General features: G+C 59.2%; 18 protein-coding genes and 1 tRNA gene. 7 read left to right on the forward strand and 12 right to left on the reverse strand.

Annotated elements, in window-relative coordinates; genetic code table 11:
• The first annotated feature begins 173 nt into the window (after positions 1 to 173).
• Entirely contained in the window at positions 174 to 1,100 is a 927-nt protein-coding gene (locus HMPREF2942_RS09075) for a LysR family transcriptional regulator (protein ID WP_070688915.1), read from the forward strand.
• Between the two features lie 195 nt (positions 1,101 to 1,295).
• On the opposite strand, the gene HMPREF2942_RS09080 is transcribed toward HMPREF2942_RS09075, so the two are convergent.
• The 3 genes from HMPREF2942_RS09080 to HMPREF2942_RS09090 form a co-directional block, all read right to left on the reverse strand.
• Entirely contained in the window at positions 1,296 to 2,114 is an 819-nt protein-coding gene (locus HMPREF2942_RS09080; protein WP_070688916.1) for a transcriptional initiation protein Tat, read from the reverse strand.
• Between the two features lie 11 nt (positions 2,115 to 2,125).
• A complete protein-coding gene (locus HMPREF2942_RS09085; RefSeq protein ID WP_070688917.1) occupies positions 2,126 to 3,502 on the reverse strand; it encodes a 6-pyruvoyl tetrahydrobiopterin synthase in 1,377 nt (458 codons plus the stop codon).
• Positions 3,503 to 3,769: 267 nt separating this feature from the next.
• Positions 3,770 to 4,717 (reverse strand): sugar-binding transcriptional regulator, encoded by a 948-nt coding sequence (locus HMPREF2942_RS09090; protein ID WP_049337529.1) that lies wholly within the window; start codon positions 4,715 to 4,717, stop codon positions 3,770 to 3,772.
• 123 nt (positions 4,718 to 4,840) lie between these two features.
• Between HMPREF2942_RS09090 and HMPREF2942_RS09095 the strand changes: the two genes are divergently transcribed.
• The 4 genes from HMPREF2942_RS09095 to HMPREF2942_RS09110 all read left to right on the forward strand — a co-directional run bounded on the left by HMPREF2942_RS09095 (position 4,841) and on the right by HMPREF2942_RS09110 (position 10,308).
• Positions 4,841 to 6,586, forward strand: coding sequence for a glycerol-3-phosphate dehydrogenase/oxidase (locus HMPREF2942_RS09095; protein WP_070688918.1), 1,746 nt, complete (start codon positions 4,841 to 4,843; stop codon positions 6,584 to 6,586).
• A gap of 344 nt (positions 6,587 to 6,930) precedes the next feature.
• Entirely contained in the window at positions 6,931 to 7,728 is a 798-nt protein-coding gene (locus HMPREF2942_RS09100; RefSeq protein ID WP_070688919.1) for an MIP/aquaporin family protein, read from the forward strand.
• Between the two features lie 42 nt (positions 7,729 to 7,770).
• The gene (gene glpK, locus HMPREF2942_RS09105) at positions 7,771 to 9,327 is read left to right on the forward strand and encodes a glycerol kinase GlpK (protein WP_070688920.1); all 1,557 of its coding nucleotides are present in this window, start codon (positions 7,771 to 7,773) and stop codon (positions 9,325 to 9,327) included.
• A gap of 666 nt (positions 9,328 to 9,993) precedes the next feature.
• Positions 9,994 to 10,308, forward strand: coding sequence for an N-acyl-D-glutamate deacylase (locus HMPREF2942_RS09110; RefSeq protein ID WP_239662207.1), 315 nt, complete (start codon positions 9,994 to 9,996; stop codon positions 10,306 to 10,308).
• 106 nt (positions 10,309 to 10,414) lie between these two features.
• On the opposite strand, the gene HMPREF2942_RS09115 is transcribed toward HMPREF2942_RS09110, so the two are convergent.
• Positions 10,415 to 10,999 carry a hypothetical protein gene (locus tag HMPREF2942_RS09115; protein WP_070688921.1) on the reverse strand — a complete coding sequence of 195 codons (585 nt, stop codon included), beginning with the start codon at positions 10,997 to 10,999 and terminating at the stop codon, positions 10,415 to 10,417.
• A 337-nt stretch (positions 11,000 to 11,336) separates the two neighbouring features.
• On the opposite strand from HMPREF2942_RS09115, the gene HMPREF2942_RS09120 reads away from it, so the two are divergent.
• On the forward strand, positions 11,337 to 11,948 hold the full coding sequence (locus HMPREF2942_RS09120; protein ID WP_070688922.1) for a methylated-DNA--[protein]-cysteine S-methyltransferase: 612 nt from the start codon (positions 11,337 to 11,339) through the stop codon (positions 11,946 to 11,948).
• Positions 11,949 to 12,163: 215 nt separating this feature from the next.
• A complete protein-coding gene (locus HMPREF2942_RS09125; protein ID WP_070688923.1) occupies positions 12,164 to 12,952 on the forward strand; it encodes a DNA-3-methyladenine glycosylase I in 789 nt (262 codons plus the stop codon).
• A 136-nt stretch (positions 12,953 to 13,088) separates the two neighbouring features.
• Here the strand turns inward: HMPREF2942_RS09125 and HMPREF2942_RS09130 are convergent, their stop codons facing one another.
• The 8 genes from HMPREF2942_RS09130 to HMPREF2942_RS09165 all read right to left on the reverse strand — a co-directional run bounded on the left by HMPREF2942_RS09130 (position 13,089) and on the right by HMPREF2942_RS09165 (position 23,182).
• Positions 13,089 to 13,478 carry a DUF1304 domain-containing protein gene (locus tag HMPREF2942_RS09130; RefSeq protein ID WP_049340790.1) on the reverse strand — a complete coding sequence of 130 codons (390 nt, stop codon included), beginning with the start codon at positions 13,476 to 13,478 and terminating at the stop codon, positions 13,089 to 13,091.
• Between the two features lie 245 nt (positions 13,479 to 13,723).
• A complete protein-coding gene (locus tag HMPREF2942_RS09135) occupies positions 13,724 to 15,346 on the reverse strand; it encodes an L-lactate permease (RefSeq protein ID WP_070688924.1) in 1,623 nt (540 codons plus the stop codon).
• Between the two features lie 507 nt (positions 15,347 to 15,853).
• Complete coding sequence (locus HMPREF2942_RS09140; RefSeq protein WP_070688925.1) at positions 15,854 to 17,491, reverse strand: L-lactate permease; 1,638 nt, start codon at positions 17,489 to 17,491, stop codon at positions 15,854 to 15,856.
• A 595-nt stretch (positions 17,492 to 18,086) separates the two neighbouring features.
• Positions 18,087 to 18,160: transfer RNA gene (locus tag HMPREF2942_RS09145), tRNA-Pro, on the reverse strand.
• Between the two features lie 240 nt (positions 18,161 to 18,400).
• Positions 18,401 to 19,981, reverse strand: coding sequence for a ribosome biogenesis GTPase Der (gene der / locus HMPREF2942_RS09150; protein ID WP_049353025.1), 1,581 nt, complete (start codon positions 19,979 to 19,981; stop codon positions 18,401 to 18,403).
• 111 nt (positions 19,982 to 20,092) lie between these two features.
• The gene (gene cmk / locus HMPREF2942_RS09470) at positions 20,093 to 20,785 is read right to left on the reverse strand and encodes a (d)CMP kinase (protein WP_049337513.1); all 693 of its coding nucleotides are present in this window, start codon (positions 20,783 to 20,785) and stop codon (positions 20,093 to 20,095) included.
• Positions 20,786 to 20,839: 54 nt separating this feature from the next.
• Entirely contained in the window at positions 20,840 to 22,009 is a 1,170-nt protein-coding gene (locus tag HMPREF2942_RS09160; protein WP_049337512.1) for a prephenate dehydrogenase, read from the reverse strand.
• An 18-nt stretch (positions 22,010 to 22,027) separates the two neighbouring features.
• Entirely contained in the window at positions 22,028 to 23,182 is a 1,155-nt protein-coding gene (locus tag HMPREF2942_RS09165) for a pseudouridine synthase (RefSeq protein WP_049340802.1), read from the reverse strand.
• Positions 23,183 to 23,219 lie beyond the last annotated feature (37 nt).

Raw genomic sequence — 23,219 nt, forward strand, 5'->3', positions numbered from 1 at the left:
GAAAATACTCGCTACACAAGCCAACATGCCGGCACCCCACTTCAGGCGTCTCAAAAAGAGCCAGCCGGAAGCCCACGCGGTACCATAGACAAGAGTCCACGATGAGAGACGCACCACGGAAGAACTCAGAGGCACAATCTGCAGAACAACCGGGCGCGCCAGGGAGGAAACACATGTCAATCTACGACATCCGACGCATGCAAATGCTCCTCGAAATCCAAGAACGCGGCACCGTCATCGCTGCCGCAGAAGCGCTCAGCCTCACCCCCTCCGCCGTCTCCCAGCAGATTGCCACCCTCGAAAAAGAAACCGGCACCCCGCTTCTGCAGCGCATCGGCAGGCGCGTACAGCTCACCAGCGCCGGACTCATCATCGTCGACAGCGCCCGCAGCATCCTGCGCGAACTCGACCGCATGCAAACCTCCGTCGCCAACCTCACCGGCGAACCCGCAGGCATGGTCCGCCTCGCCATCTTCCAGTCCGCGGCCTTCGCACTGCTACCGGAAACCCTCAGCTACCTTGCCGAACACGCACCCTCACTCACCCTGCAGGTACTGCAAATCGACCCCGAAACCGGAACCTCCCTGACTCGAAGCCGCGAATACGACATGGTGCTCTCCGAAGCCTACCCGCACCACCACATCCCCGAATACCCCGAACTGCACTCCGAACTACTCACCGAAGACCCGCTCAGCCTGATTGTGCCCAGCACCTCCACCATCACCTCAATCGAGGAGGCGCACGCACTGCCCTGGGTTCTCGAAATGGAACAGAACACCTCCCGCAGCTGGGCGCTCAACCAGTGCCGCACCGCAGAATTCGAGCCGGTCATCCGTTACAGCGCCAATGACATGATTACGAACTCCAACCTCGTCAAAGCAGGATTCGCCGTCACCATCGTGCCCGGCTTCATCCTCTCCTCCCTCTCCACCACCGAGGGGCTACGCATCGTCGAGCTACCCGGCAAGCCCTGCCGCAAAATCTTTACCGCCGTACGCCGAGAGTCCGCCGCCAACCCCGCCATCGCCATGGTGCGCGAAGCACTGCACCACGCGGTGCAGGTTGCATTCGGCGAACACGACAGGAGCGAAACCGCATAAGAAAAATTAACTGCCAGCCACGCCAGCAGACTAGACAATGCAAAGGTCGGGGCCGTTCCCAGGAACGACTCCGACCTTTCAACATACCTTTTTGAACAGGCGCCTATATATAAGGTATAAAAACACACAACGGAGCCACTCCCCCGCCGCGCCCATCCTTCACTAGGCCATTTTTCACAAGGGCCAGCTCAACTGCTAGTTCAGCGAAGCAACCACAGCCGGGCTCTGCACTTCGTAGAACGAAGAGGACAAACCAGCCGCCGCCATATCCAGCACAGCGCTCACATGAACCTGCTTCAATGCAGAACCGGCAACACCCGAAGCCACCTGATAATTCAGCTGAACATCCAAGCGGTGACCGCGAGGAATAGCAGTGCGCAACTCCAGAACATTCTCGCTACCGGCACCAGCTTGACCGGTCTGCTCGCTACGGCGCACCGCATCAAGATTCAGAGCATCCACAGGAGCCACCAAAGCCGAAGCACCCAGACCGCCCGAAGGCAGCACCGCCTGACCCGAGGCAGCACGAAGAGTCACCGCAGGATTCAACAACAAACCAGTCTTCGGATCCTGCGCGCGAGCACGCACCATCAGGCGAGTACCCACCGGCAGCGTCGAATTGCCCTCATTAATAATGCTCAGGCGAGTCGGCAGATTCCGGAAAGCAACAGTACGCGCCGGCTGACTCTGCAAAGGCACAGCCTGCACACCGTTAGCAGCCTTCAACTCCAGGCGGATGCACGACTCGTTATAGCGCATCGGAACCTGCACCAGCGCAGAACTCGCCGCGCCACCGTTCTGTCCACCACTGTGCTGTCCACCGCCGTGCTGACCGCGCTGCCCGCCACGCTGTCCGCCAGGGCGCTGGGTCACAGGGGTCATGCGAGCGCGCTTACCGCCCGAACGAGTTGCCGCCTCCGCAGCGCTCACGCCGCCAGCCACCAGGGCAGCCGAAGCGCCCGCAACCTTCAACGCGGTACGGCGAGAAGCGTTCATCAGATTATTCTTAGTCATTTTCTACTCCCCTAAGCCTTCGCGATACGGTACACGCCGCTAATCGTGCCCTGCCACCAGGTGCCGTAACGGTCAATCGTGCCCACCATCTGCAGGGTGTCACCACCGCCAAGCAGCAGGCTCACATGCTGAGGCAGGCGCTGTTCGTGCATCGTCTTACCGGTTTCCATGTCCAGCGCGACAGCCCAGGCGTAAGCGCCATTCGCCAAACCAGCCGGGCCGCGGCGACGCTCACAGGTGTAAATTAGACCGTCAGCGGTGGAATAGCGAGGAACAGCCGAAGAGTACACGTCCTTACGGTCCCAGATCTTACGCAGACCGCGGTCGGTAATATCCCAACGCTCCATACCGGGAGCAAAAAGCGCATTCGCAGGAACCGACGGGCCGGCACCCTCAGGGTACTTCGGGTAGGGGTAGCCGTAGGTGCTTGCACCGACCATCGTGTTACCCACACCGATCATGGAGTTCTCAGTGCCAGAGGTACCGGCAGTAAACAAGCCGGCGCTACCGACCTTCGCACCGTTATCGGTGCGGTACACAATGACCGATTCCTGAATATCAGAGTTATCGGTCAGCATCACGTAATCTGAACCGTTCGGGCCAAAGAACGTCGGGGAGGCGCCGGAACCCCACGCGAGCTTACCGGGCTTGCGGGCGCTACCTCGGTCGTACGCATGCCACCACTTGAGGGTGGGCGCGCCGGTTGCGGTTGCGTTCAGCATATAAATAGCGTGGGAAGTCACCACGCTCACGCCCTGCGGGCACGCCGAAATCGAGTTATCGATACGTTCACCCGCAATCGACGCCTTATTCAGGCGCATCGAGCGAATCGTGCCGCGGGCAGAATCAATCACCGCAATGTAGCCGTTCTTCGTCGCAACCCAAATGCGCCCGGACCAGTCGGGTACCAGACCAACCACAGCATCGTTAGCGCTCTGGGCGAGCATGCGGCTCAGGTCAATACGCTCATCAACTCGGATGCTGCGACCGTCAGCAGAGTGGGAGAGGCGCAACAGGCACTGAGAGCCATCCACCAGAACCATTCGGTCCTGCGCGTCAAGGTAGGCGTACACGCCACCGAGCAGTGCGCCCTTCGGGATGTCCAGGTGGGAGAGCTCGCGGCCGGTATGCGGGTCAAGGATAGAGAGCTTCGGGGTGATGAACTCGCCGTGGGCGAAGACCTGGGTGCAGAGCACCTGAATGAAGCCGTCGCGTCCGGCAAGGATTGTCGGGCAGGCGCCGCCGAGCTTCGTGCCGGTAATCTTCCAATTGCCTGCGCCGGGACCGGCAAGAGGAGTAGCATCGGAAGACTGGGCATCACCGTGCATGGTGGTAATGCCGGGTGCGCCCAGGTGCGGATTCGCCTGGGCGTTATAGGTGGGGGTCATGGTTGATTCTTTCTAACGGTGAGTGGCGCACACCTTCAAAGGAGTGCACTAATATGCGCTTTCACATGCGCAAACGTTTCACATTGTAGGATCAGAAAGCAGTTTTTGACGACACTAAAGGGCACCTTGAAACATCCTTCAGGCGGCGCTTGAGAGCATCACCCAGAAAGCTCTCAGCACTACCCTTTCAGATTCAAAGTGCCCCTATTAGCCCATAGCCACGGACCTTATACCCGCGAACCTCATGCCCGCGGCGATTATTTTTAGCTACTTCTCCATGAGCGCCTTTGCCAGAGCATCATCAAGAACCAAGTCAGTAATCGCACCCGTACGCAACGCACCACGCAAAGCACGCACACGGTGAGTACCGGACGCGACGCAAATACGGCGCGGAATACGAGCCAGCTCCTTCGGAGTCGGACCGGATGCACGCTTATTCAGCTCCAAATCAGCCCAGGAGCCGTCCTCACGCAGAAGAATCGTACACATATCCCCCACAACGCCCAGCTCACGCAGCTGACGCTGCTCCTGCGCCTCAAAATAGCCACCCGAATACACGTGAGAAGGGATAGGTCCACCAAAAGCGCCCACACCAAAAATAGCGAGGTCAACATTCTGCTGGGCATGCAGATTCTTCTGCACGCTACGCTCACGCCACATGGCGGTCTTGGTGTCCGCATAGTCAAAGAACGCGGGAACCGGGAAGTGAATCGTCTGCGCATCGTAAGCGCTCACCAGCTGCCCCAGCAGAGAACCCAGGTACGGAATACCGGAATGGTGAGCGTTACCGGCGCCGTTCATCTGCACGACAGTCACGCCTTTCAGAGGACGACGCGGCAGATGACGAGAAATCTCAGTCATCGTTGAACCCCACGCCACACCCAGGCTCGTGCCGTTATCAATCAGGGAATCAAGTAGCGCCGCTGCGGTGCGGGATACCTGGCTCATGCGAGCAATCGGGGTGGCATCCGAACGGACATTCACGAGGGTAACGCGCACCTTATAGCGCTCACCGATGCGGCGCTCAAGCTCGCTGCGGGCACGGAAGGAATCATCTAGACGGATCTGCACCATGCCGCTTTCACGAGCACTTTTAAGCAGACGTGACACAGTGGCTCGAGAGACCCCCAGACGAGCCGCGATAGCATCCATCGTCATGTTGTGGATGTAGTACAGCTGCGCTGCCTCATAGGTATGGTTAGCGCGTTCGTTCATCTGCCACAGACCCCCAGTGAAAATCCGTTCATACTGCTTGGTTATTATTTCACCATTGGGTTTTACTAAATGCAAGATGAAACCCCCACGCCGCACAAGCGGCAATACAGGAAAGAGCAGTACATGAGCTCCCAGCACATTGCACAGCAGTCTCAGCTGACCGCCGAGTCCCGCGCCAAGGCGCTCAAGAGCATGGTCAACGAAGAACTCGACATCTTGGTCGTCGGCGGCGGCATCACCGGTGCAGGCATTGCCCTCGACGCAGCAACCCGCGGTCTGCGCACCGGTATCGTCGAAGCAGGCGACTGGGCTGCAGGCACCAGCGCATGGTCCTCCAAGCTCGTTCACGGCGGCCTGCGCTACCTCTACAACCTCGACTTCAAGCTCGTGACCGAAGCACTGACCGAGCGCGGCCTGCTGCTGAACAAGATCGCACCCCACCTGGTGCACGCACAGCCCTTCCTGTGGCCCCTGAAGATGCCCGTCATCGAGCGCGCATACTCCGCAATCGGCATCGGCATGTACGACACCCTCGCATTCCTCGGTTCCCGCGGCAACAAGGGCGTCCCCTCCCAGCGTCACTTCACCAAGACCGGCACCAAGACCGTCTTCCCCGACATCAAGGACTCCGCATTCAGCGGCGCAATCCAGTTCTACGACGCACGCGTTGACGACGCACGCCTCGTCATCGACGTCGTCCGCACCGCTGCAGGCTACGGCGCACTGGCTGCATCCCGCACCCAGGTTGTCGGCTTCACCAAGGACGCATCCGGCCGCGTCATCGGCGCAGAGCTGGCAGACCTGGAGACCGGTGAGCGCCTGAACGTACGCGCAAAGCACGTCATCAACGCAACCGGCGTGTGGACCGAAGAGTCCGAGTCCCTGGCTAACCCCGATGCAGGCCTGGAGGTTCTGGCATCCAAGGGTATCCACATCGTGGTTCCCCGCGACCGCATCAACGCAACCAGCGGTATCTTCACCAAGACCGAGAAGTCCGTTCTCTTCATCATCCCCTGGCAGCGTTACTGGATCATCGGCACCACCGACACCCCCTACTCCGAGGACCGCGAGCGCCCCGTCGCAACCAGCAAGGACATCGACTACGTGCTGATGCAGGCTAACAAGCTGATCGCTAACCCGCTGACCCGCGAGGATATCATCGGCACCTACACCGGCCTGCGCCCGCTGCTGCAGCCCAAGGTCAAGGACGGCGCAGCATCCACCAAGGTTTCCCGCGAGCACACCGTGACCGAGGTTGCCCCCGGCATGAGCGCAATCGCAGGCGGCAAGCTCACCACCTACCGTGTGATGGCTGCCGACGCTGTGGACTTCGCACTGGGCGAGCAGGCTAAGCAGAACCCCTCCGTAACCGCAACCATCGGCCTGGTTGGTGCTGAAGGCTACCACGCAATCGCCGCTAACCGGGCACGCTACGCAGAGCGTTACGGCTGGGATGAGGACCGTATCACCCACCTGCTCGAGCGTTACGGCGCGCAGATTGAAGACCTCGGCGCTCTCATCGACGCTGACCCCTCTCTCGGTGCTCCCCTGGCTAAGGCACCCCAGTTCCTGCGTGCAGACGTTGTCTTCGCTGTCCGCTACGAAGGTGCCCTGCACCTGGAGGACGTTCTGGTCCGCCGCGTACGCCTCGACCTCGAGCAGCGCGACCGCGGCCTGGCAGCAGCAGACGAGATTCTCGACATCCTGCGTGCCGAGCTCGGCTGGGACGATAAGAAGGTCAAGGAGGAACTCGACCTCTACGCCGCACGCGTGCAGGCTATCCGCGAGGCGGAGTCCACCTCCACCGACGCTGAGGCATCGGCAAAGATTGAGGCTGTCACCCCCGTGGCACCCCGTGTGAAGCTCTAATCCGTAGAGATTCCACGCACCTTTCGTGACCGGTTATCCGGTACGAACCGACCGTTCACCCCTCACCGAGCATGGATTATCTCATATTTTCGGTGAGGGGTGGACGAGAGGTTAAATAACCGTTTACGATAATCCCCTGCATAAGAAGCAGCGAGCTAAATACAGGGTTAACCCACTGGTACGATCTGCTTCTCATCCAAAAACATCTATCAATTTTTCGTAGCAATCCGCTACACATTTCAGCACAGCGTTGTGCCCCGATCCGCCCGTGCGGTGAGGATGCACGGGAACATGCAAGCAAAGGTTCGCTTGCCTTCCAGACGCTTCGTCTTCAAGGAGCAACAATGTCTCTTCTTGCTTCCGCAGGAACTGTACTTGCAGCCGGCTCTTCCGCTCTCGTGGATGCATCCGGCGCCCCCACCACCCTCGGAATCTTCGCTTCCGAGTTCTTCGGTACCTTCATCCTGATTCTGCTCGGTGCCGGCGTATGCGCCGCAGTGACCCTCAAGAAGTCCTACGCTAAGGACGCAGGCTGGGGTGTTATCACCTTCGGATGGGGTCTGGCAGTGTTCACCGCCGTGTACCTCTCCTTCCATTCCGGTGCACACCTGAACCCCGCAGTGACCGTCGGCCTGGCAACCGCAGGCCGCGACCTGGCAACCGGTGTTCCCGCAACCGCAGGCAACATCGCCCTGTACATCATCGCTCAGATGCTCGGCGCAATGGCCGGCGCAACCGCAGCCTACCTGACTTACAAGAAGCACTTCGATGAGGACCCGGGCGACCGCCTCGGCATCTTCGCAACCGGCCCCGCCATCAAGTCCTACGGCTGGAACTTGCTCACCGAGATTATCGGCACCTTCGTCCTGATTGGCTGGATCATCGCATCCGGTAAGACCCCCAGCGAGCTCGGCCCCCTGGCTGTTGCCCTGGTCGTTGTATCCATCAGTATGAACCTCGGTGGCGCAACCGGTTCCGCTATCAACCCCGCACGTGACCTCGGCCCCCGTATCGCCTACACCTTCCTGCCCATCCCCGGTAAGACCGGTTCCAACTGGTCTTACGCATGGGTTCCGGTTGTTGGCCCAATCATCGGCGCTATCCTCGCAGGCCTGATCGTTCCGGCAGTTCTGCCCCTCTAAACCTCTCTAATACCCCCGTTCTTTTGTTCTAAGGAAAAATCAATGACGACTTCTCTGCACTCCGCAACCCTCAACGTCGAGCGCAAGTACATCCTCTCCATCGACCAGGGCACCACCAGCTCCCGCGCGATCCTGTTCAACAAGGCGGGCGAGAACGTGGCTCAAGGCCAGCTCGAGCACGAGCAGATCTTCCCCAAGGCCGGCTGGGTCGAGCACAACGCAACCGAAATTTGGCAGAACGTCCGTAAGGTCGTAGCAATGGCTATGGCAAACGGCGAAGTCAACCACCACGAAATCGCTGCAGTCGGCATCACCAACCAGCGTGAAACCACCGTCGTGTGGGACAAGAACACCGGTGAGCCCGTCTACAACGCAATCGTCTGGCAGGACACCCGCACCCAGGAAATCGTTGAAGAGCTCGCAGGCGAAGAGGGCGTTGGCAAGTACCACGACATCGTCGGCCTGAACCTCTCCACCTACTTCTCCGGCCCCAAGATCAAGTGGATCCTGGACAACGTTGAAGGCGCACGCGAGCGCGCAGAACGCGGCGACCTGCTCTTCGGCAACACCGACACCTGGCTGGTCTGGAACCTGACCGGTGGTGTTGACGGCGGCGTTCACGTCACCGACGTAACCAACGCATCCCGTACCCTGCTGATGAACATCCGCACCCTCGAATGGGATCCGCAGATCGCTGCAGACATGGGCATCCCCATGAGCATGCTGCCCGAAATCAAGTCCTCCTCCGAGGTGTACGGCTTCGGCCGCGCAACCGGTCTGCTCAGCGGCACCCCCATCGCGGGTATCCTGGGCGATCAGCAGGCTGCAACCTTCGGTCAGGCTTGCTTCGAGAAGGGCATGGCGAAGAACACCTACGGTACCGGTAACTTCATGCTCATGAACACCGGCAACGAGCCCGTCTTCTCCAACAACGGTCTGCTGACCACCGTCGCATACAAGATTGGCGACGCAGCACCCGTCTACGCTCTGGAAGGCTCGGTCGCAATGAGCGGCTCCCTGATCCAGTGGCTGCGCGACAACCTGCGCATGATTGAACACGCTGCAGAATCTGAGGAACTGGCCACCTCCGTCAAGGACTCCGGCGGCTGCTACGTTGTTCCCGCATTCTCCGGCCTGTTCGCGCCTCACTGGCGTTCCGACGCTCGCGGCGTCATCGTTGGTCTGACCCGCTACGTGAACCGTGCACACATCGTGCGTGCGGCGCTGGAAGCAACCGCATTCCAGACCCGCGAGGTTCTGGACGCAATGAACGCTGACTCCGGTGTTGAGCTCTCCGAGTTGCGCGTGGACGGCGGCATGACCGCTAACGAGTTCCTCATGCAGTTCCAGGCTGACATCCTCGGCGTTCCCGTAATCCGCCCGAAGGTTGTTGAGACCACCGCTCTGGGCGCAGCATACGCTGCAGGTATCGCTGTTGGTTTCTGGAGCGGCGAGCAGGACGTTGTGGACAACTGGGCTGAGGACAAGCGCTGGCTGCCCTCCATGGAGCCCGCAGAGGTTGACCGCCAGTACCGCCTGTGGAAGAAGGCTGTCTCCCGCACCCTCGAGTGGGTTGACGAGGACGTTCCGACCGCCTAATCACAGCACCCGTTGCCTAACGGCACGGCCCGCGTACTAGCGACGCCCCGGCTGCTTCTCCCCCGCTATGGGGTTGAAGCAGCCGGGGCTTTTCGCTGTTTTATGACGCTCAATTCAGCGTTTATTGCGGCGTAATTTCTACAAAAATTAGTGCTGGGGTACCGTTGGTTTTTGTAAATTCGGTATCTTCCGCCGGTCACCTGGCGCGGTGTTGTTCGTGAGGTGTCAGTACCGCACAGGACGCGTACGCGACATATTCATGCGCTGTCCTGACAGGAGTCGACGGTTCGCGCTGATACTTTATTTACGTTCCCGTCCGCCACGGTGCTTCACGTACTGCGGCGGACGGACTTTTATCTCTTGTTACTAGGTTCTCTGCATTAACGATGAGTGGGGTTCGCTTTTCGTGTTGCAGTTCTCGCTGTAAAAATCACTGGTTTTATGCCCCTTGTTGAGATACCCGTTTACATGTTGTGTGGGGTTGGTCTAACAGCGTTTGTTTGCCTTTGATGTCCACTTCAAGCGCCGTATCATAGATATATAGGCTTATTGATTCTATTCTGGTCGCCGAAGATGGCGGTTGGTTATGCATCTGGCACCTTCCGGTGGTCGTGAGAACGGAGAGAGGCTCCGTTGGAAGGAGGGAGCGGGTTTCCCGCACCGATTATGGTTGATGTCCGTCGCCGCAAGCTTGCAATTATTGCTATGAACGTTTCGGTTCTTGCAGCTGCTCTCTCCTGGCTGTTGGTGCTCTTCTCTGTCATGTATTCTCCCGCAGCTGTACCGTGGGCTCTGGGCGTTGCTATCGTACTGACTGTGATTGGCGCCTACGCACTGTACCGCTACTACTCCAAGTACTCGCACGTGCTCCCGAACGAGGACCCGGATGCGCACGATGTGCTCGGTCACGACCTGCATTCGACTCACCTGCCGCATCTGCACCACACGGAGGGCAACGCTGATGGAGTAGCCGCTAAGTAGCGAGCTTCTTATCCCCTAGACAGCATAAATGTGCCGCCTCACCAATACCGGTGAGGCGGCACATTTACGTTATGGTCAGGGGCAGAGGCCGGCCCTGCACTCAAGATTATTTCTCAGCGGTCGGGTCAGTACTTTGACGCGCTTCAGCTTCGGCTCTGGCTAGTTCTATCTTTTTGTTCTTTTCGACGATCAGAGCGTTATATTTCCAACCGGGGATTCGTTCAACAAGCCACCCAACCCAGATGAGCGCAACGGTAATGAGAGCGACAGGAATCAGGTAAATAAGGGCTCTCGGGTCGCGGGTGTGGTCTGAGGTGCTCCCCGCGGTGAGTTCCCACAGCGCAAGGATTGGTACCGCCATTATAGGCATCACTATAAAAAGAATGAGGGCATAGTAAATGCCCATCTTACTGCCGGGTTTACCTCTATTCATACGAGCTTGGGTAACGGCTCTCTCCAGGCGTTTGTGTTCCTCTAAGGTTTCGCCGTCTAGAAGCGAAGCGTTAGGGATCTTGGCCATGACGTACCGTACGGCTTCTAAATCTGAGGGCGAGCAAATAAAGATATGTCCCTGGGACGTAACGGTATATTCTTTCGCAATGTCGAGGCACGCCTGCGCGTAACGGTTATTGAGCTCTCGGCTCTCTGGGTTTTCTTTGAGTTGCCGGCGGAGGTCTTTCAGGTCTTCCATGTTTCTCCTTGCAATTTCAGTCGTCGTTGAACCCATCGTTGAGGCACGAGAAACACAGGCCATCCCCTACCCGCTGCGGGGTGGAGAAGCCGGAGTATTGAATTGCGGTGTATCGGTGTGTACTTCACAGAATGCCAGCTCTTGGGGTTCAGGCAAAATTGACGGGGGCGTCCTAAGATGTTTCAACGGCGGTGCATACATCTCATATATAGCGGTTAGTTATAGACAAAACCCGCTACGGGTACGGTACGGAGGCGCCCCTCCCCTATGATGGTTGAAAGGGGTATTTACCCTTGCACCATCTGCAGTACACACCCACGAGCCTACGAGGAAGAGCATGACCAAAGCGACCGATTCGCCGCAGCCGCCGGAAGCGCTCGCGCGCTGGTACACGCGCTACGCAAGCCCCGTGGGCACTCTCTACATCGCCGCCCGCGCGGATGCGGTTGTCGGCATCTGGTACGAGGATCAGGCGCACTTCCCGCTCCCCCATGAGCTTGGTGGACTGATTGAGAATCCGGATGTCTATCTGCGGGAGCACGGCGTTGCAGATGGTGAAGAGCCAGCCGGTGAGTACGCTGCGGCACAGCTGCTGTCGCGTGCTGCGGCAGAGCTCTCCGAGTATTTTGAGCGCAAGCGCACTTCTTTTACGTTGCCGCTAGATCCTGAGGGCACCGATTTTCAGCTGATTGTGTGGGAGCATCTGAAGACTGTTCCTGCCGGGTACACCACCACTTACGGTGAGATTTCGCGTGCGGTTGGCCCCGGTGCTCCGGCGCAGGCGGTGGGTCAGGCGGTCGGCCGCAATAAGGTTTCTATTATGATTCCGTGTCACCGCGTTATTGGTGCTGATGGTAGTTTGACTGGCTACGCTGGCGGTGTTGAACGTAAGCAGTTCCTCCTCGATCTGGAGGAGCCGGAAGAGGTGCGGGAGGCGCGGCTCTTCTAGCGATGTCACCCGGCGGTGATTGAGACTTATCAGAGGGCGGAGCGTGCATCGGATGCGGGCTCCGCCCTCTGTCGTACCTGTTTTCGGTTTCGTTGCTCTGCACCACGACACATAATCGAATATACTTGCGATTTACTCACGCTAGGGCTAGTGTTTAAGTAGAACATGCTTCCGAAATACTCGGATGAGCACAGCAATCTCAGAGAAGAGAAACCGTGACCTCGCAACCTACTATTCCCGCCAACCCCCTCGAAAACACCCCGAGCTACCCCATGTGGGTGACCGATGAGCTTCTGCGCGATTACTACGACACCGAATGGGGCATACCCGTCACCGATGAGCGGGGACTCTTCGAAGCCCTGAGCCTCGAGGCTTTTCAGGTGGGCCTCTCCTGGCGCACGATTCTTGCCCGCCGTGAGGCATTTCGTTGCGCTTTCGAGGGGTTCGATCCCGAACGCGTGGCTGCTTTCACCGATCAGGATGTTGCGCGGCTCCTCCAAAACGAAGACATTATCCGTAACGAGCGGAAGATTCGCGCGGTCATCTCCAACGCGCGGCTGACCCTTCGGATGCGTGAGCTTGCCGCCACGCCGTATGACGCATCCGCGGAGGATATTAATCTTCCCCTCATTGCTCCGGCATCCATCTCAGCTAAGGCAGACAGTACCGAGGCGACAGCCGCACGCCGCCGTCGAGTTCGTACGCTAAGCGATGAAGACCTGGACCGGATGCGCGAGCGCACCCTATCCGACGGCACGCGTGTACCGGGCGGGCTACCGGCGTGGCTGTGGTCCTTCGCGCCGCACGAGACTATCGCGCCGCATACCCTGGAGGATATTCCTACCGATACACCCGAGTCCGCGCTTCTTGCCAAATCTTTTAAAGCTCTAGGAGGTGTGTTCTTGGGTCCGGTGACCGCCTATGCGCTTATGTGCGCGGTCGGTATGGTCAACGCGCACCTGGTGGACTCGCATCGGCGAGGCTGTTCGGGGCTCTTTACCTAAGCCCCCTCGCCCTAAGCTCCCCACGCTTGGCGTGCTTGCGTGCAAGGGCGCAGAAAAGCCGCGCGCCACTTCGTAGAAGTAAGCACGCGGCTTCTATACGTTGAGAGGTTCCGCCCTGAATTAGATCGCCACAGGGTTAGATCATCACGAAGAGGAAAATCAGCGCCAGCAGCGGCGGGGTCAGCTGAATCAGTGCCGGCTTGCGCTTATCCGGGGAGGTGAGGAACAGGTAGACACCGGCAATCGCCATGGAGCCCAGGCCTGCGAACATGAGCGCCACGCCCACCTGCGGGGAGCCGAACCAGAAAGCCAGCAGACCGGTTGCGGCGATCCAGGCGAGCATCAGGTTGTACAGGCCCTGGTTTGCCGCCATCTCTTTGGTAGACTCGGCGAATTCTTCGGTCATTCCGAAGGTTTCGCGGCCCTTGGGCTTAGTCCAGAGGAAGGATTCAATAATCCAGATGTAGACATGAATAGCAATTGCTACGAAGGCAAAGACAGTAGTAATCGTTGCGAGCGCCTGCATTGTTTCTCCTTGAGTAGTAGGTGTTCTATGAGGCACCTGCCCGGTCTTTCTTCTGGAGCACAATCTGTGGTGATGTGCAGAATCATGCGGGAGCAAGCACAAGAAGTAATTCTACGCCTCTTCCCGGTCTGTTGAAACTTCCCTGAATATGCGTGAAACCCCTCGATTCGTCTTCTGCAGAGAAAGTGCAGGGTTCTCCTCGAGGGGTTTCTTATGCGGGGTGACGCCGAATCCGGTATCGGCCTTTAGCCCATCATGAGCGACAGAGCGAAGGACCAGACGCAGACCAGGCCCAGCAGAATAGCGCTGTACTTGATGGACATGGAGGTAATCTTCGATTCCTCACCGGCGCTGTTTACTGCCGCCGCCGCGATTGCGATGGACTGCGGGGAGACGATCTTACCCATCACGCCACCGGCGGTGTTTGCGGCCACGAGCAGGGTCGGGTCAACAGCAATCTGGGCTGCGGTGGTGGACTGCAGACCCGCGAAGAGCACGTTAGCGTTCGTCACGGAGCCGGTCACGAACACACCAATCCAACCGATGATCGGGGACAGTAGCGGGAAGACCGGGCCGGCTGCTGCGAGCGCCAGAGCGATGGAGGTGGTCATACCGGCGTGGTTCATCACGTTTGCGACAGACATGACCAGGCAGATCATGAGGATCGGCATCTTCAGCTGGTTCCAGGTGCCGCCGAGTTCTTCGAAGGCTTCACCCCAGCTGATCTTCGATGTCAGGATGGTGATGAGTGCCGCCACCAGAATTGCAGTGCCGGATGCACCCAGGGTGTTCCAGGAGAAGATGGCGGTCACGGTCTTACCGGCACCGGTGGTGATGGCTTCGTGAATGCCGGGGATGGGGAATGCCAGGGTTGCAGCCCCCAGCGGACCGGTGGTTGCGAACACGGGCTTGAGCGCGGTGGACCAGAGCAGGATGGTTGCAGAGAGGAAGATGAAGGGGCTCCACGCCTTAACAATCTCAGCGCCGGTGTGCTTGACGCTCTGCTGAGCCTGAACTTCTTCGAGGGTCGGAGCGGTGGGTTCGCGGTAAATGTGCTTGGGCTGCCACTTCTGCATCACGAGTGCCAGTGCTACCAGGGACAGCAGCGGCGGGATGATGTCGACCAGTTCGGGAGAGCCGAGCAGCATCAGGATAGCTGCCTGACCGCCGGAGAAGATGACGCCGGTCATGAGCGCAACCAGGCCGACTTCGCGGATGCCACGCATACCGTCCTGGATCGCGACCATCAGCAGCGGCACGAAGGCGACGAAGATCTGCAGTACCGGAACCATGCCTGCGGACAGGTGTGCGGTGTCCAGGCCGCCGACCTTAGCTGCGGTGGTCACGGGGATACCGATAGCACCGTATGCGCCGGACGCGGCGTTAGCTACCAACGCCAGCATGGATGCCTTGAGGGGGTTGAAGCCCAGGGATACCAGCAGTGCCGCAGAGATAGCGATCGGGATGCCGAAGCCTGCTGCGCCTTCGATGAAGCCGCCGAAGCAGAATGCGATCAGCAGCACCTGGATGCGCTGGTCATTCGAGATGGAGGAGACGGAGGAACGCACGATGTCGAAGTTACCGGCGCGTACGGCGATGCGGTAGAGCCACACCGCCATGAGCACGATCCAGCCGATGGGCCATGCGCCCGAGAGGAAGCCGGAGAGGATGGAACCGGCACCTGCGGTGATGGGCAGGCCGAAGATGGCACAACCGATGATGAGGGTGGTGACGAGGGTCAGCAGTGCTGATTTGAGGCCGCTGAGTTTCAGGACGGTCAGGCCCAGCAGGAAGAGGATGATGGGTACTGCTGCGACCAGTGCGGAGAGCACCGGTGAGTTCAGCGGGTCGTAGGTTTGCTGCCACATTGGGGCGGGTGTTCCTTTCGGTCTGTGTGTATTAGCGGTCGCTTCTTCCGATACGGCTCCCGTGCTGTATGGAAGCGTTAGGCCGCATAAAAACCGATGGCCCCAGTCCTTGCGTCGTGGATGGGTCCATCGGTGAAGCGTGATGGTCTTTAGCTGCCGGGCGTTTGGTTGTATGACGTGGCGATATGCCGAGGCAATATACCGGGGCCATATACCGGGGCGCGGCGGCGGTGAGCGGGACTCTGTCCCTCTCACTAGGTGCTCTTGACTTTATCTGTCTAAGCTAACAGGTCTTCCTCGAGACTTCAGGATAGGGTGACCTTAAGTGTGCACAAATGAAACTTATGTGCATAATTGCGCTCCTTAGCCACAAACCTCCTCCCCAGCGCACAAACACAGACACGCAAAAGCCCCTCCTACCGAAGTAGAAGGGGCTTTCGCTCAACCGTGTCGCGGGCACCTTACCTTCAGAGAAGGTAGGTTACACGCATCGGGTTCTCACGCTGTTTAGAGGCCGACCAGAGACAGGACATAAACCCAAACACAGGTGACAGCCAGCAGAGCTGCACTGTACTTGATCGCCATGGAGGTAATCTTGGATTCCTCGCCTGCGCTGTTCACAGCAGCAGCTGCAATTGCGATGGACTGCGGGGAAACGATCTTCGCCATCACACCACCGGCGGTGTTAGATGCAACCAGCAGGGTCTGGCTGACGCCAATCTGCTGTGCGGTGGTAGCCTGCAGGCCAGCGAAGAGGATGTTGTTGTTCACCACAGAGCCGGTCACGAACACGCCAATCCAACCGATGATCGGGGACAGCAGCGGGAAGATAGCACCCACAGCGGCAACAGCCAGTGCGATGGAGGTAATCATACCCGCGTAGTTCATGACGTTAGCAACGGACATGACCAGGCAGATCATGAGGATCGGGGTCTGCAGCTGCTTCCAGGTGCCGCCGAGCTCCTCGATAGCCTCACCCCAGCTGATGGAGGAGGTCAGGATGGTAATGATGGTAGCCACCAGAATTGCGGTACCGGATGCGCCCACAATGTTCCAGGTGTAGGTCACGTCGATAGGCTTGGGGGTTGCAACAATCGGTGCCGCCTGCGAGATGCTCTGGTGCAGCCAGGGCAGGGGGAAGGAGATGTTGGTGAAGCCGAGCGCGCCCTTAGCAGCGAAGAGGGGCTTCAGAGCGGTGGACCAGAGCAGAATCACGACGGACAGGTAGACGAAGGGGCTCCAAGCCTTGAGGATTTCGCCGCTGGTGTGCTTGACGCTCTGCTGCGCCTGAACTTCTTCCAGGGAGGGAGCGGTGGGCTCGCGGAAGATGTGCTTGGGCTGCCACTTCTGCATGACCAGTGCCAGAGCGACCAGTGCCAGCAGCGGCGGGATGATGTCAACGAGCTCGGGGTTACCCAGGGTTGCGAGCAGAACGGACTGGCCACCGGAGTAGATAACGCCGACCATGAGAGCTACCAGACCGACTTCGCGGATACCGCGCAGACCGTCCTGAATAGCGACGAGCACCAGGGGGATCAGGCCTGCCATGATCTGGATAACCAGGACCATTTCGATGGACAGACCGTGCAGGTCCACGCCGCCGCGGGTTGCTGCGGTGGTCACGGGGATACCGATAGCGCCATATGCGCCGGAGCTCACGTTAGCAATCAGAGCGAACATTGCAGCCTTGAGCGGGTTGAAGCCCAGGGACACGAGCAGTGCAGCACAGATAGCAATCGGGATACCGAAGCCTGCAGCACCTTCAAGGAAGCCGCCGAAGCAGAATGCAATCAGCAGCATCTGGATGCGCTGGTCGGTAGAGATGGAGGAGATGGAGGAACGAACGATTTCGAAGCCGCCGGAACGCACGGAAATGCGGTAGAGCCACACTGCCATGAGAACGATCCAGCCGATGGGCCACATGCCCGAGAGGAAACCGTAGAGGATGGAGCCGGCACCTGCAGTGACGGGCATACCGAAGATAGCGCAACCGATGAGGAGAGCTAGAACGAGGGAGATAACGGCAGATTTAATACCGCTGAGCTTCAGGACGGTGAGGCCCAGAAGGAAGAAAATAATCGGGACTGCTGCTACGAGTGCGGAGAGTGCGCTCGAGTTCAGCGGGTCGTAGACTTGCTGCCACATGGTTTATTGTGTTCCTTTCCACGCCCACGGGGGCGGGATCGAGTTGTGCCGTAAAACCTTCCCAGCGACGCTTGTGGCGGCGTGTGTGCCGTGTGTTGCAGGTGCGTGCACCTAGCTGTTTTATGCGTTATGGGCGCTATCCTCTGGGGATATATGCCTTCACTTGGGTTCATGTTGGTTTTGCGGCTATGAAATTCAGTGTGTATGAAGTCGTGTTTTAGTCACAGAAACCTAAATATTCCTTGATTTGTCAAGGGAAATTCAGTGCCAAAGCTAAAATTTCTGACCGCTAAAACGTGATTCCTTGTGTACCCAATGTACCACTGAACACCCACAAAATCGGGCATATTCCAACATTTAGATCGAAGCTCATAATTGCACACTAACCTAAAGCCCACCCCGGTTTGAGGGCTTACCCAGCCTCCCTCCCCCGCTATTACAAGGGAACAAGGGCCCGCCAAAGCCCTGCCAGAGCATGCAGTGCCTCGGGAACATTCAAACCGACACAACCCAGCCCCGCACCATCAATCCCCGCAAACCCCTAAACGGCATACAAAAAAGCTCCGGAAGGAAAAACCTTCCGGAGCTTTATCTGTCGGGTTGACAGGATTTGAACCTGCGACCCCTTGACCCCCAGTCAAGTGCGCTACCAAGCTGCGCCACAACCCGATTCGTTATTCACGATATTGTTTTCAAGGTTTCCCCTGAACACTCGAATAACTATACCGGGCTTTTAACCCCCGCGCAAGCCAGATTCACCATTTTTAGAAAAAATCTTAAAAATCTTTTCCTCACGGATTTCCTTGCAGATTTTCCGTACAGAATCCAGCGCGCGGGGGCCAAACCTAACAAGAGCCAGCCTAGCAAGGGGCCAGCCCAGCAACACGGCATCAAGCAGACACCCCGCTACTAGCGGCGGCCGCCCTTACCCTTCTTAGCCTTCGCGCTCTGACGCTCACCCAGGGAGCGGCGCTCACGCACACGCATCGAAATCTCAATCGGAGTACCCGTGAAATCAAAAGTCTCACGCAGACGACGCATAATGAAGCGACGGTAACCCGGATCCAAGAAACCGGTAGTAAACAGCACGAACTTCGGCGGACGCGAAGACACCTGAGTACCGAAGAGAATACGCGGCTGCTTACCACCACGCAGCGGGTGCGGATGCGCGGCAACAATCTCGCCCAGGAACGCGTTCAGGCGACCGGTCGGAATACGCGAATCCCACGACTCCAGCGAGTGCTCCAGGGCGGGCACCAGCTTGTCCTTGTGCCAGCCGGTCTTCGCCGAAATGTTCACGCGAGGAGCCCACTGCACGTGCGCCAGGTCGCGCTCAATCTCGCGCTCAAGCATGTAGCGGCGGTCCTCATCGAGGGTATCCCACTTATTGAATGCCAGGACCATCGCACGACCCGAATCAATCACGGTCTGCACGATACGCACATCCTGCTCAGAGATCGGCTCGGAAACATCCAACAGCACCACGGCAACCTCAGAGCGCTCCAGAGCAGTCTGAGTACGCAGCGAAGAGTAGAACTCCGCACCCTTAGCCATGTGCTGGCGACGGCGAATACCCGCGGTATCCACAAAACGCCAAGGGTAGCCGCCCAGCTCAATAATCTCGTCAATCGGGTCACGAGTCGTACCAGCCAGGTCATTCACCACGGCACGCTCAGAACCAGCCAGCTTATTCAGCAGCGACGACTTACCCACGTTCGGGCGACCCACCAGAGCCACACGACGCGGGCCACCCAGCGCCTCCGGCTGAGCAAACTGCGAGTGCTCCGGCATGACCTCAAGGATCTCGTCCAGAGCATCCGCCAGGCCACGACCGTGCAGACCCGACACCGGGAACGGCTGACCCATACCCAGCGACCAGAGGTTATAAATCTCCGGCTCCAGGTGAGCGTCGTCAATCTTGTTAGCAATCAGAATGATCGGCTTCTTCACGCGGCGTAGCATACGCACGATCTGCTCGTCCGAAGCGGTCACACCCACGCGGGCATCCACCACCAGGACCACAACATCGGCCTGCTCCACAGCAATCTCAGCCTGCTCAGCAACCTGAGCATCAATACCGCGAGCGTCAGACTCCCAACCACCGGTATCAACCAGGGTGAAGCTCTTACCCAGCCACTCAGCCTTATAGGACACGCGGTCACGAGTCACACCCGGCTTATCCTCAACCACCGCTTCACGGCGGCCCAGAATACGGTTAATGATGGTCGACTTACCCACGTTCGGGCGGCCAACAATCGCCACTACCGGATCAGCGAGCTGCTCTTCCTCATCCTCAATGTCGAAGCCCCAAGCACCCAGCAGGGCGCGGTCCTCTTCATCCAGGTCGTAGTCCTCAAGACCCTCAAGAAGAGCCTGAGCACGCTGATCAGCGGTCTCATCATCAATCTCAGCGAGGCGCTCGATAACGTCGTCCTCGCCACCGCCCAGGTACTTATCTTCGTAATCGTCGCGGATAGCGTCCTCAGCCATGCGCATTCCTTTCTCTACCCGCCCCACGCCCAACCCGAGGGTCAGCACGCGAGCGCGGCTCAACGTCTTATCGGGAGCGGATGCACCACTCCCCCAGCGTTTCGGCGGGGCCTAGCCCGCGCGCTTCGCCTTCAACTGGTCATTCACAGCGTTAATCACTGCAGAGACCGTCGCATTAAAATCAAGATCCGAGCTGTCCACCAGGGTCACGCCCTCGGCAGCTTTCATAAAGTTATTGACCTTCGAATCCTTCGCATCACGCTCAGCGATCTGCTTGCTCAAGTCACCCGAAGCGCCGGACTTCTCCGCGTTCTCCAGGCCGCGGCGCGCCATGCGCACCTCTTCAGAAGCAGTCAGCAGGATGCGCGCATCAGCATCGGGAGCAACCACGGTGGTGATGTCGCGGCCCTCAGCGACCATGCCGTTAATAGCGTGGTTAATCATCCAGCGCTGCAGGCCAATCAGGTGCTCACGAACCGCCGGAACCGAAGCCACAGCAGAAACGGCCGAAGAAATGCGCTCGCTACGAATCTCCTCACGGATATCGGTCGAGCCCATCAGAATCTCTTCTTCCTTAATGTTCGTACCGAACACCAGGGGCATCTCCTCGACAGCCTTCGCAATCGCCTCAGCGTCGTTCAGGTCAATGCCAAGTTCCAGCACACGGTAGGTTGCGGCACGGTACATTGCACCGGTATCCAGGTACGCCAGGCCAAAGTGGCGTGCAACTTCCTTAGACACAGACGACTTACCGGAACCGGAGGGACCGTCAATAGCAATCGTCAGTTTAGGGTTCTCGTGCATCAGCACTCCTTAAAATTCGTCTCAAACTTTATGCCGGAAAATACAGCTTTAACTCTACTTCACAACACGCCAACCGCGAGCCGACAAATCGCGGACCAGCGCCTCATGAATAGACGGATTGACCGAGATTTCAGCCATACCCACCGGGGCACCCGTCGAGTGCTCCAGACGCAAATCCTCAAGGTTCGCACCCAACTCACCAATCTCGGCAAGCAAACGAGCCAGCGTGCCGGGGGTGTCGTCCACCAGCACCGTCATCTTTGCGAACGCGGCGGGGGCAGTACCGTGCTTACCCGGAATACGGCTCACGCCCGCGTTGCCTTCGCTCATCAGCTGCGCCAAATCCAGGCGAGCGCCGGAAGCCGTCGGGTTCTCCAGCGTCGCGATGAGGCGGTTCAGGTCATCACGCACACCGTAGAGAGTCTGCACAATCGGGTCAGCGTTCGCCGCAAAAATCTGCACCCACAGCGTCGGGTCTGAAGCCGCGATACGCACCGTATCGCGCAAACCCTGACCCGCCAGGGACAGCGCATACAGCGGAGTGTCCTGCAGACGCGAAGCCAACAGCGAGCTCATCGCCTGCGGCACATGAGAAATCAGGGCAACCGTCTGATCATGCTCCTCAACGCCCAGAGAAGTCACAATCGCGCCCAGCTCCACCGCCACAGAACGCACCAGACGCACACACTCGGGGCGAACCGAATTGTGCTCGCAGATGATCCACGGACGCGCCTGGAACAGCTCACCGCGAGCAGCCACCGGGCCAGACTTCTCACGTCCAGCCATCGGATGCGAACCCACGTAACGGGACGCATCCGCACCCGAGGCAAGCACATCAGCCAGCGGCTGCACCTTCACCGAGGCAACATCCGTCACCACGGCGCCGGGGTAGCCCGCCTCCGGTCGAGGCGCATAGGTGTTCAACGCGCGAGCGCACACGGCACCGGCACTATCCGGAGGCGCAGCCACCACCACCAGCTGCGGGGCGAAGGCGGTGCGCTCCTCCTCCGACAGAGTGGAGAAACTTGTACCGGCACCGATATCCTGCGCCACAGCCTCGGCGGTGGGTGAAATATCTTGGACGTACACGTCCTCGCATCCTGCCGCACGCAACCCCAAACCAATAGAGGCACCCAGCAGACCCGAGCCGATAATGAGCACCGGCCCGGTCAGCGTTGAGTCCATGGGCAGCTCAGATGCGGAAAGCTCAGCGGGCGAGCTCATGACAACTCCTTAGCGTTATTACATGTCCACCGAAGCGAGCAGGTGACCGATCTCAACCTTGGAGAGGTTACGGACGGTACCCTGCTTCTGCGAACCGATACGGATCGGGCCCATCTCAACGCGGACCAGGCGCTCAACCGGGTAGCCGACAGCGTCGAAGAGACGGCGCACGATGCGGTTCTTACCGGAGTGGATGGTCACCTCAACGAGCACGTGGCCGGGGGTGGAGTCCACCAGCTTGAACTCGTCAACGCGGGTCACGCCGTCTTCCAGGCGAATGCCCTTCTTCATGGCTGCGCCGACGCCGGGCTCCATCGGGCCGGGAACCTGCACCAGGTAGGTCTTGGGCACCTCGTAGGAGGGGTGGGTGAGGCGGTTCGCCAGTTCCCCATCGTTGGTCAGCAGCAGCAAACCCTCGGTTTCGACGTCCAGGCGGCCCACGTGGAACACGCGCTCACTCATGGAGGAACGCAGGAAGTCGGAGATGCAGGGGCGACCTTCGGGGTCTTCCATGGTGGAGACCACGCCGGCGGGCTTGTTGAATGCCATGTAGACGAGCTTGTCGTTGGTCTGAACGGTCATGCCGTCCACCTGCACGGTCACCTTGGAGGAGTCCACGCGCACACCCAGCTCGGTCACGACTTCACCGTTGACGGTGACGCGGCCTTCGGTAATCATTTCTTCGCAGACGCGGCGGGATGCCACACCGGCCTGAGCCAGCAGCTTCTGCAGGCGCACGCCGTCGTGGTCGTAGAACTCGTAGTGGTCTACCGGGGCGTTGCGGGGGCGGCGGGGGCGGTGCGGACCAGCGTAGTTGCTGACGCGGTATTCACCGCGCTCGTTTGCGAAGGCTTCGCCGGAGCGGTAGGGGCGGCCCGGTGCGCGGCGTTCGCGCTTGGGCAGTTCGGTGCCGCGGCCTCGACCTGCGCGGCCTGCGCCGAACTTCTTCTCGCCAAACTTCTTGTCACCGAACTTCTTCTCGCCGAAGCCCTTTGCGCCGCCCTTGCCTGCGCCACTCTTCGGTGCGCCGGGGCGACCGCCGCGTGCGGATGCGCCCTTAGCGCCGGGCTTACCGCCCTGACCGGGACGAGCAGCGCCGGGACGGCCACCGCGGGAGTTCTGGGGGCGACCGGATGCAGAGCGGCCGCCGCGGGAGGAGTTTCCATATGCCATGGTGTTCTTCTCTTTTCTGTCGTATAGTGCGAACGTT

Source organism: Rothia sp. HMSC071C12 (assembly GCF_001813895.1).
GTDB classification, from domain to species: Bacteria; Actinomycetota; Actinomycetes; order Actinomycetales; family Micrococcaceae; genus Rothia; species Rothia mucilaginosa.

Excerpts from the sequence above, each read along its gene's own strand:
- cmk (WP_049337513.1), bottom strand. The coding sequence starts at position 20,785 with ATGCACGAGAACCCTAAACTGACGATTGCTATTGACGGTCCCTCCGGT.
- glpK (WP_070688920.1), top strand. The coding sequence starts at position 7,771 with ATGACGACTTCTCTGCACTCCGCAACCCTCAACGTCGAGCGCAAGTAC.
- HMPREF2942_RS09080 (WP_070688916.1), bottom strand. The coding sequence starts at position 2,114 with ATGACTAAGAATAATCTGATGAACGCTTCTCGCCGTACCGCGTTGAAG.
- HMPREF2942_RS09115 (WP_070688921.1), bottom strand. The coding sequence starts at position 10,999 with ATGGAAGACCTGAAAGACCTCCGCCGGCAACTCAAAGAAAACCCAGAG.
- HMPREF2942_RS09120 (WP_070688922.1), top strand. The coding sequence starts at position 11,337 with ATGACCAAAGCGACCGATTCGCCGCAGCCGCCGGAAGCGCTCGCGCGC.
- HMPREF2942_RS09095 (WP_070688918.1), top strand. The coding sequence starts at position 4,841 with ATGAGCTCCCAGCACATTGCACAGCAGTCTCAGCTGACCGCCGAGTCC.
- HMPREF2942_RS09160 (WP_049337512.1), bottom strand. The coding sequence starts at position 22,009 with ATGAGCTCGCCCGCTGAGCTTTCCGCATCTGAGCTGCCCATGGACTCA.
- HMPREF2942_RS09090 (WP_049337529.1), bottom strand. The coding sequence starts at position 4,717 with ATGAACGAACGCGCTAACCATACCTATGAGGCAGCGCAGCTGTACTAC.
- HMPREF2942_RS09085 (WP_070688917.1), bottom strand. The coding sequence starts at position 3,502 with ATGACCCCCACCTATAACGCCCAGGCGAATCCGCACCTGGGCGCACCC.
- HMPREF2942_RS09135 (WP_070688924.1), bottom strand. The coding sequence starts at position 15,346 with ATGTGGCAGCAAACCTACGACCCGCTGAACTCACCGGTGCTCTCCGCA.
- HMPREF2942_RS09075 (WP_070688915.1), top strand. The coding sequence starts at position 174 with ATGTCAATCTACGACATCCGACGCATGCAAATGCTCCTCGAAATCCAA.
- HMPREF2942_RS09100 (WP_070688919.1), top strand. The coding sequence starts at position 6,931 with ATGTCTCTTCTTGCTTCCGCAGGAACTGTACTTGCAGCCGGCTCTTCC.
- HMPREF2942_RS09130 (WP_049340790.1), bottom strand. The coding sequence starts at position 13,478 with ATGCAGGCGCTCGCAACGATTACTACTGTCTTTGCCTTCGTAGCAATT.
- HMPREF2942_RS09165 (WP_049340802.1), bottom strand. The coding sequence starts at position 23,182 with ATGGCATATGGAAACTCCTCCCGCGGCGGCCGCTCTGCATCCGGTCGC.
- HMPREF2942_RS09140 (WP_070688925.1), bottom strand. The coding sequence starts at position 17,491 with ATGTGGCAGCAAGTCTACGACCCGCTGAACTCGAGCGCACTCTCCGCA.
- HMPREF2942_RS09110 (WP_239662207.1), top strand. The coding sequence starts at position 9,994 with ATGGTTGATGTCCGTCGCCGCAAGCTTGCAATTATTGCTATGAACGTT.
- der (WP_049353025.1), bottom strand. The coding sequence starts at position 19,981 with ATGGCTGAGGACGCTATCCGCGACGATTACGAAGATAAGTACCTGGGC.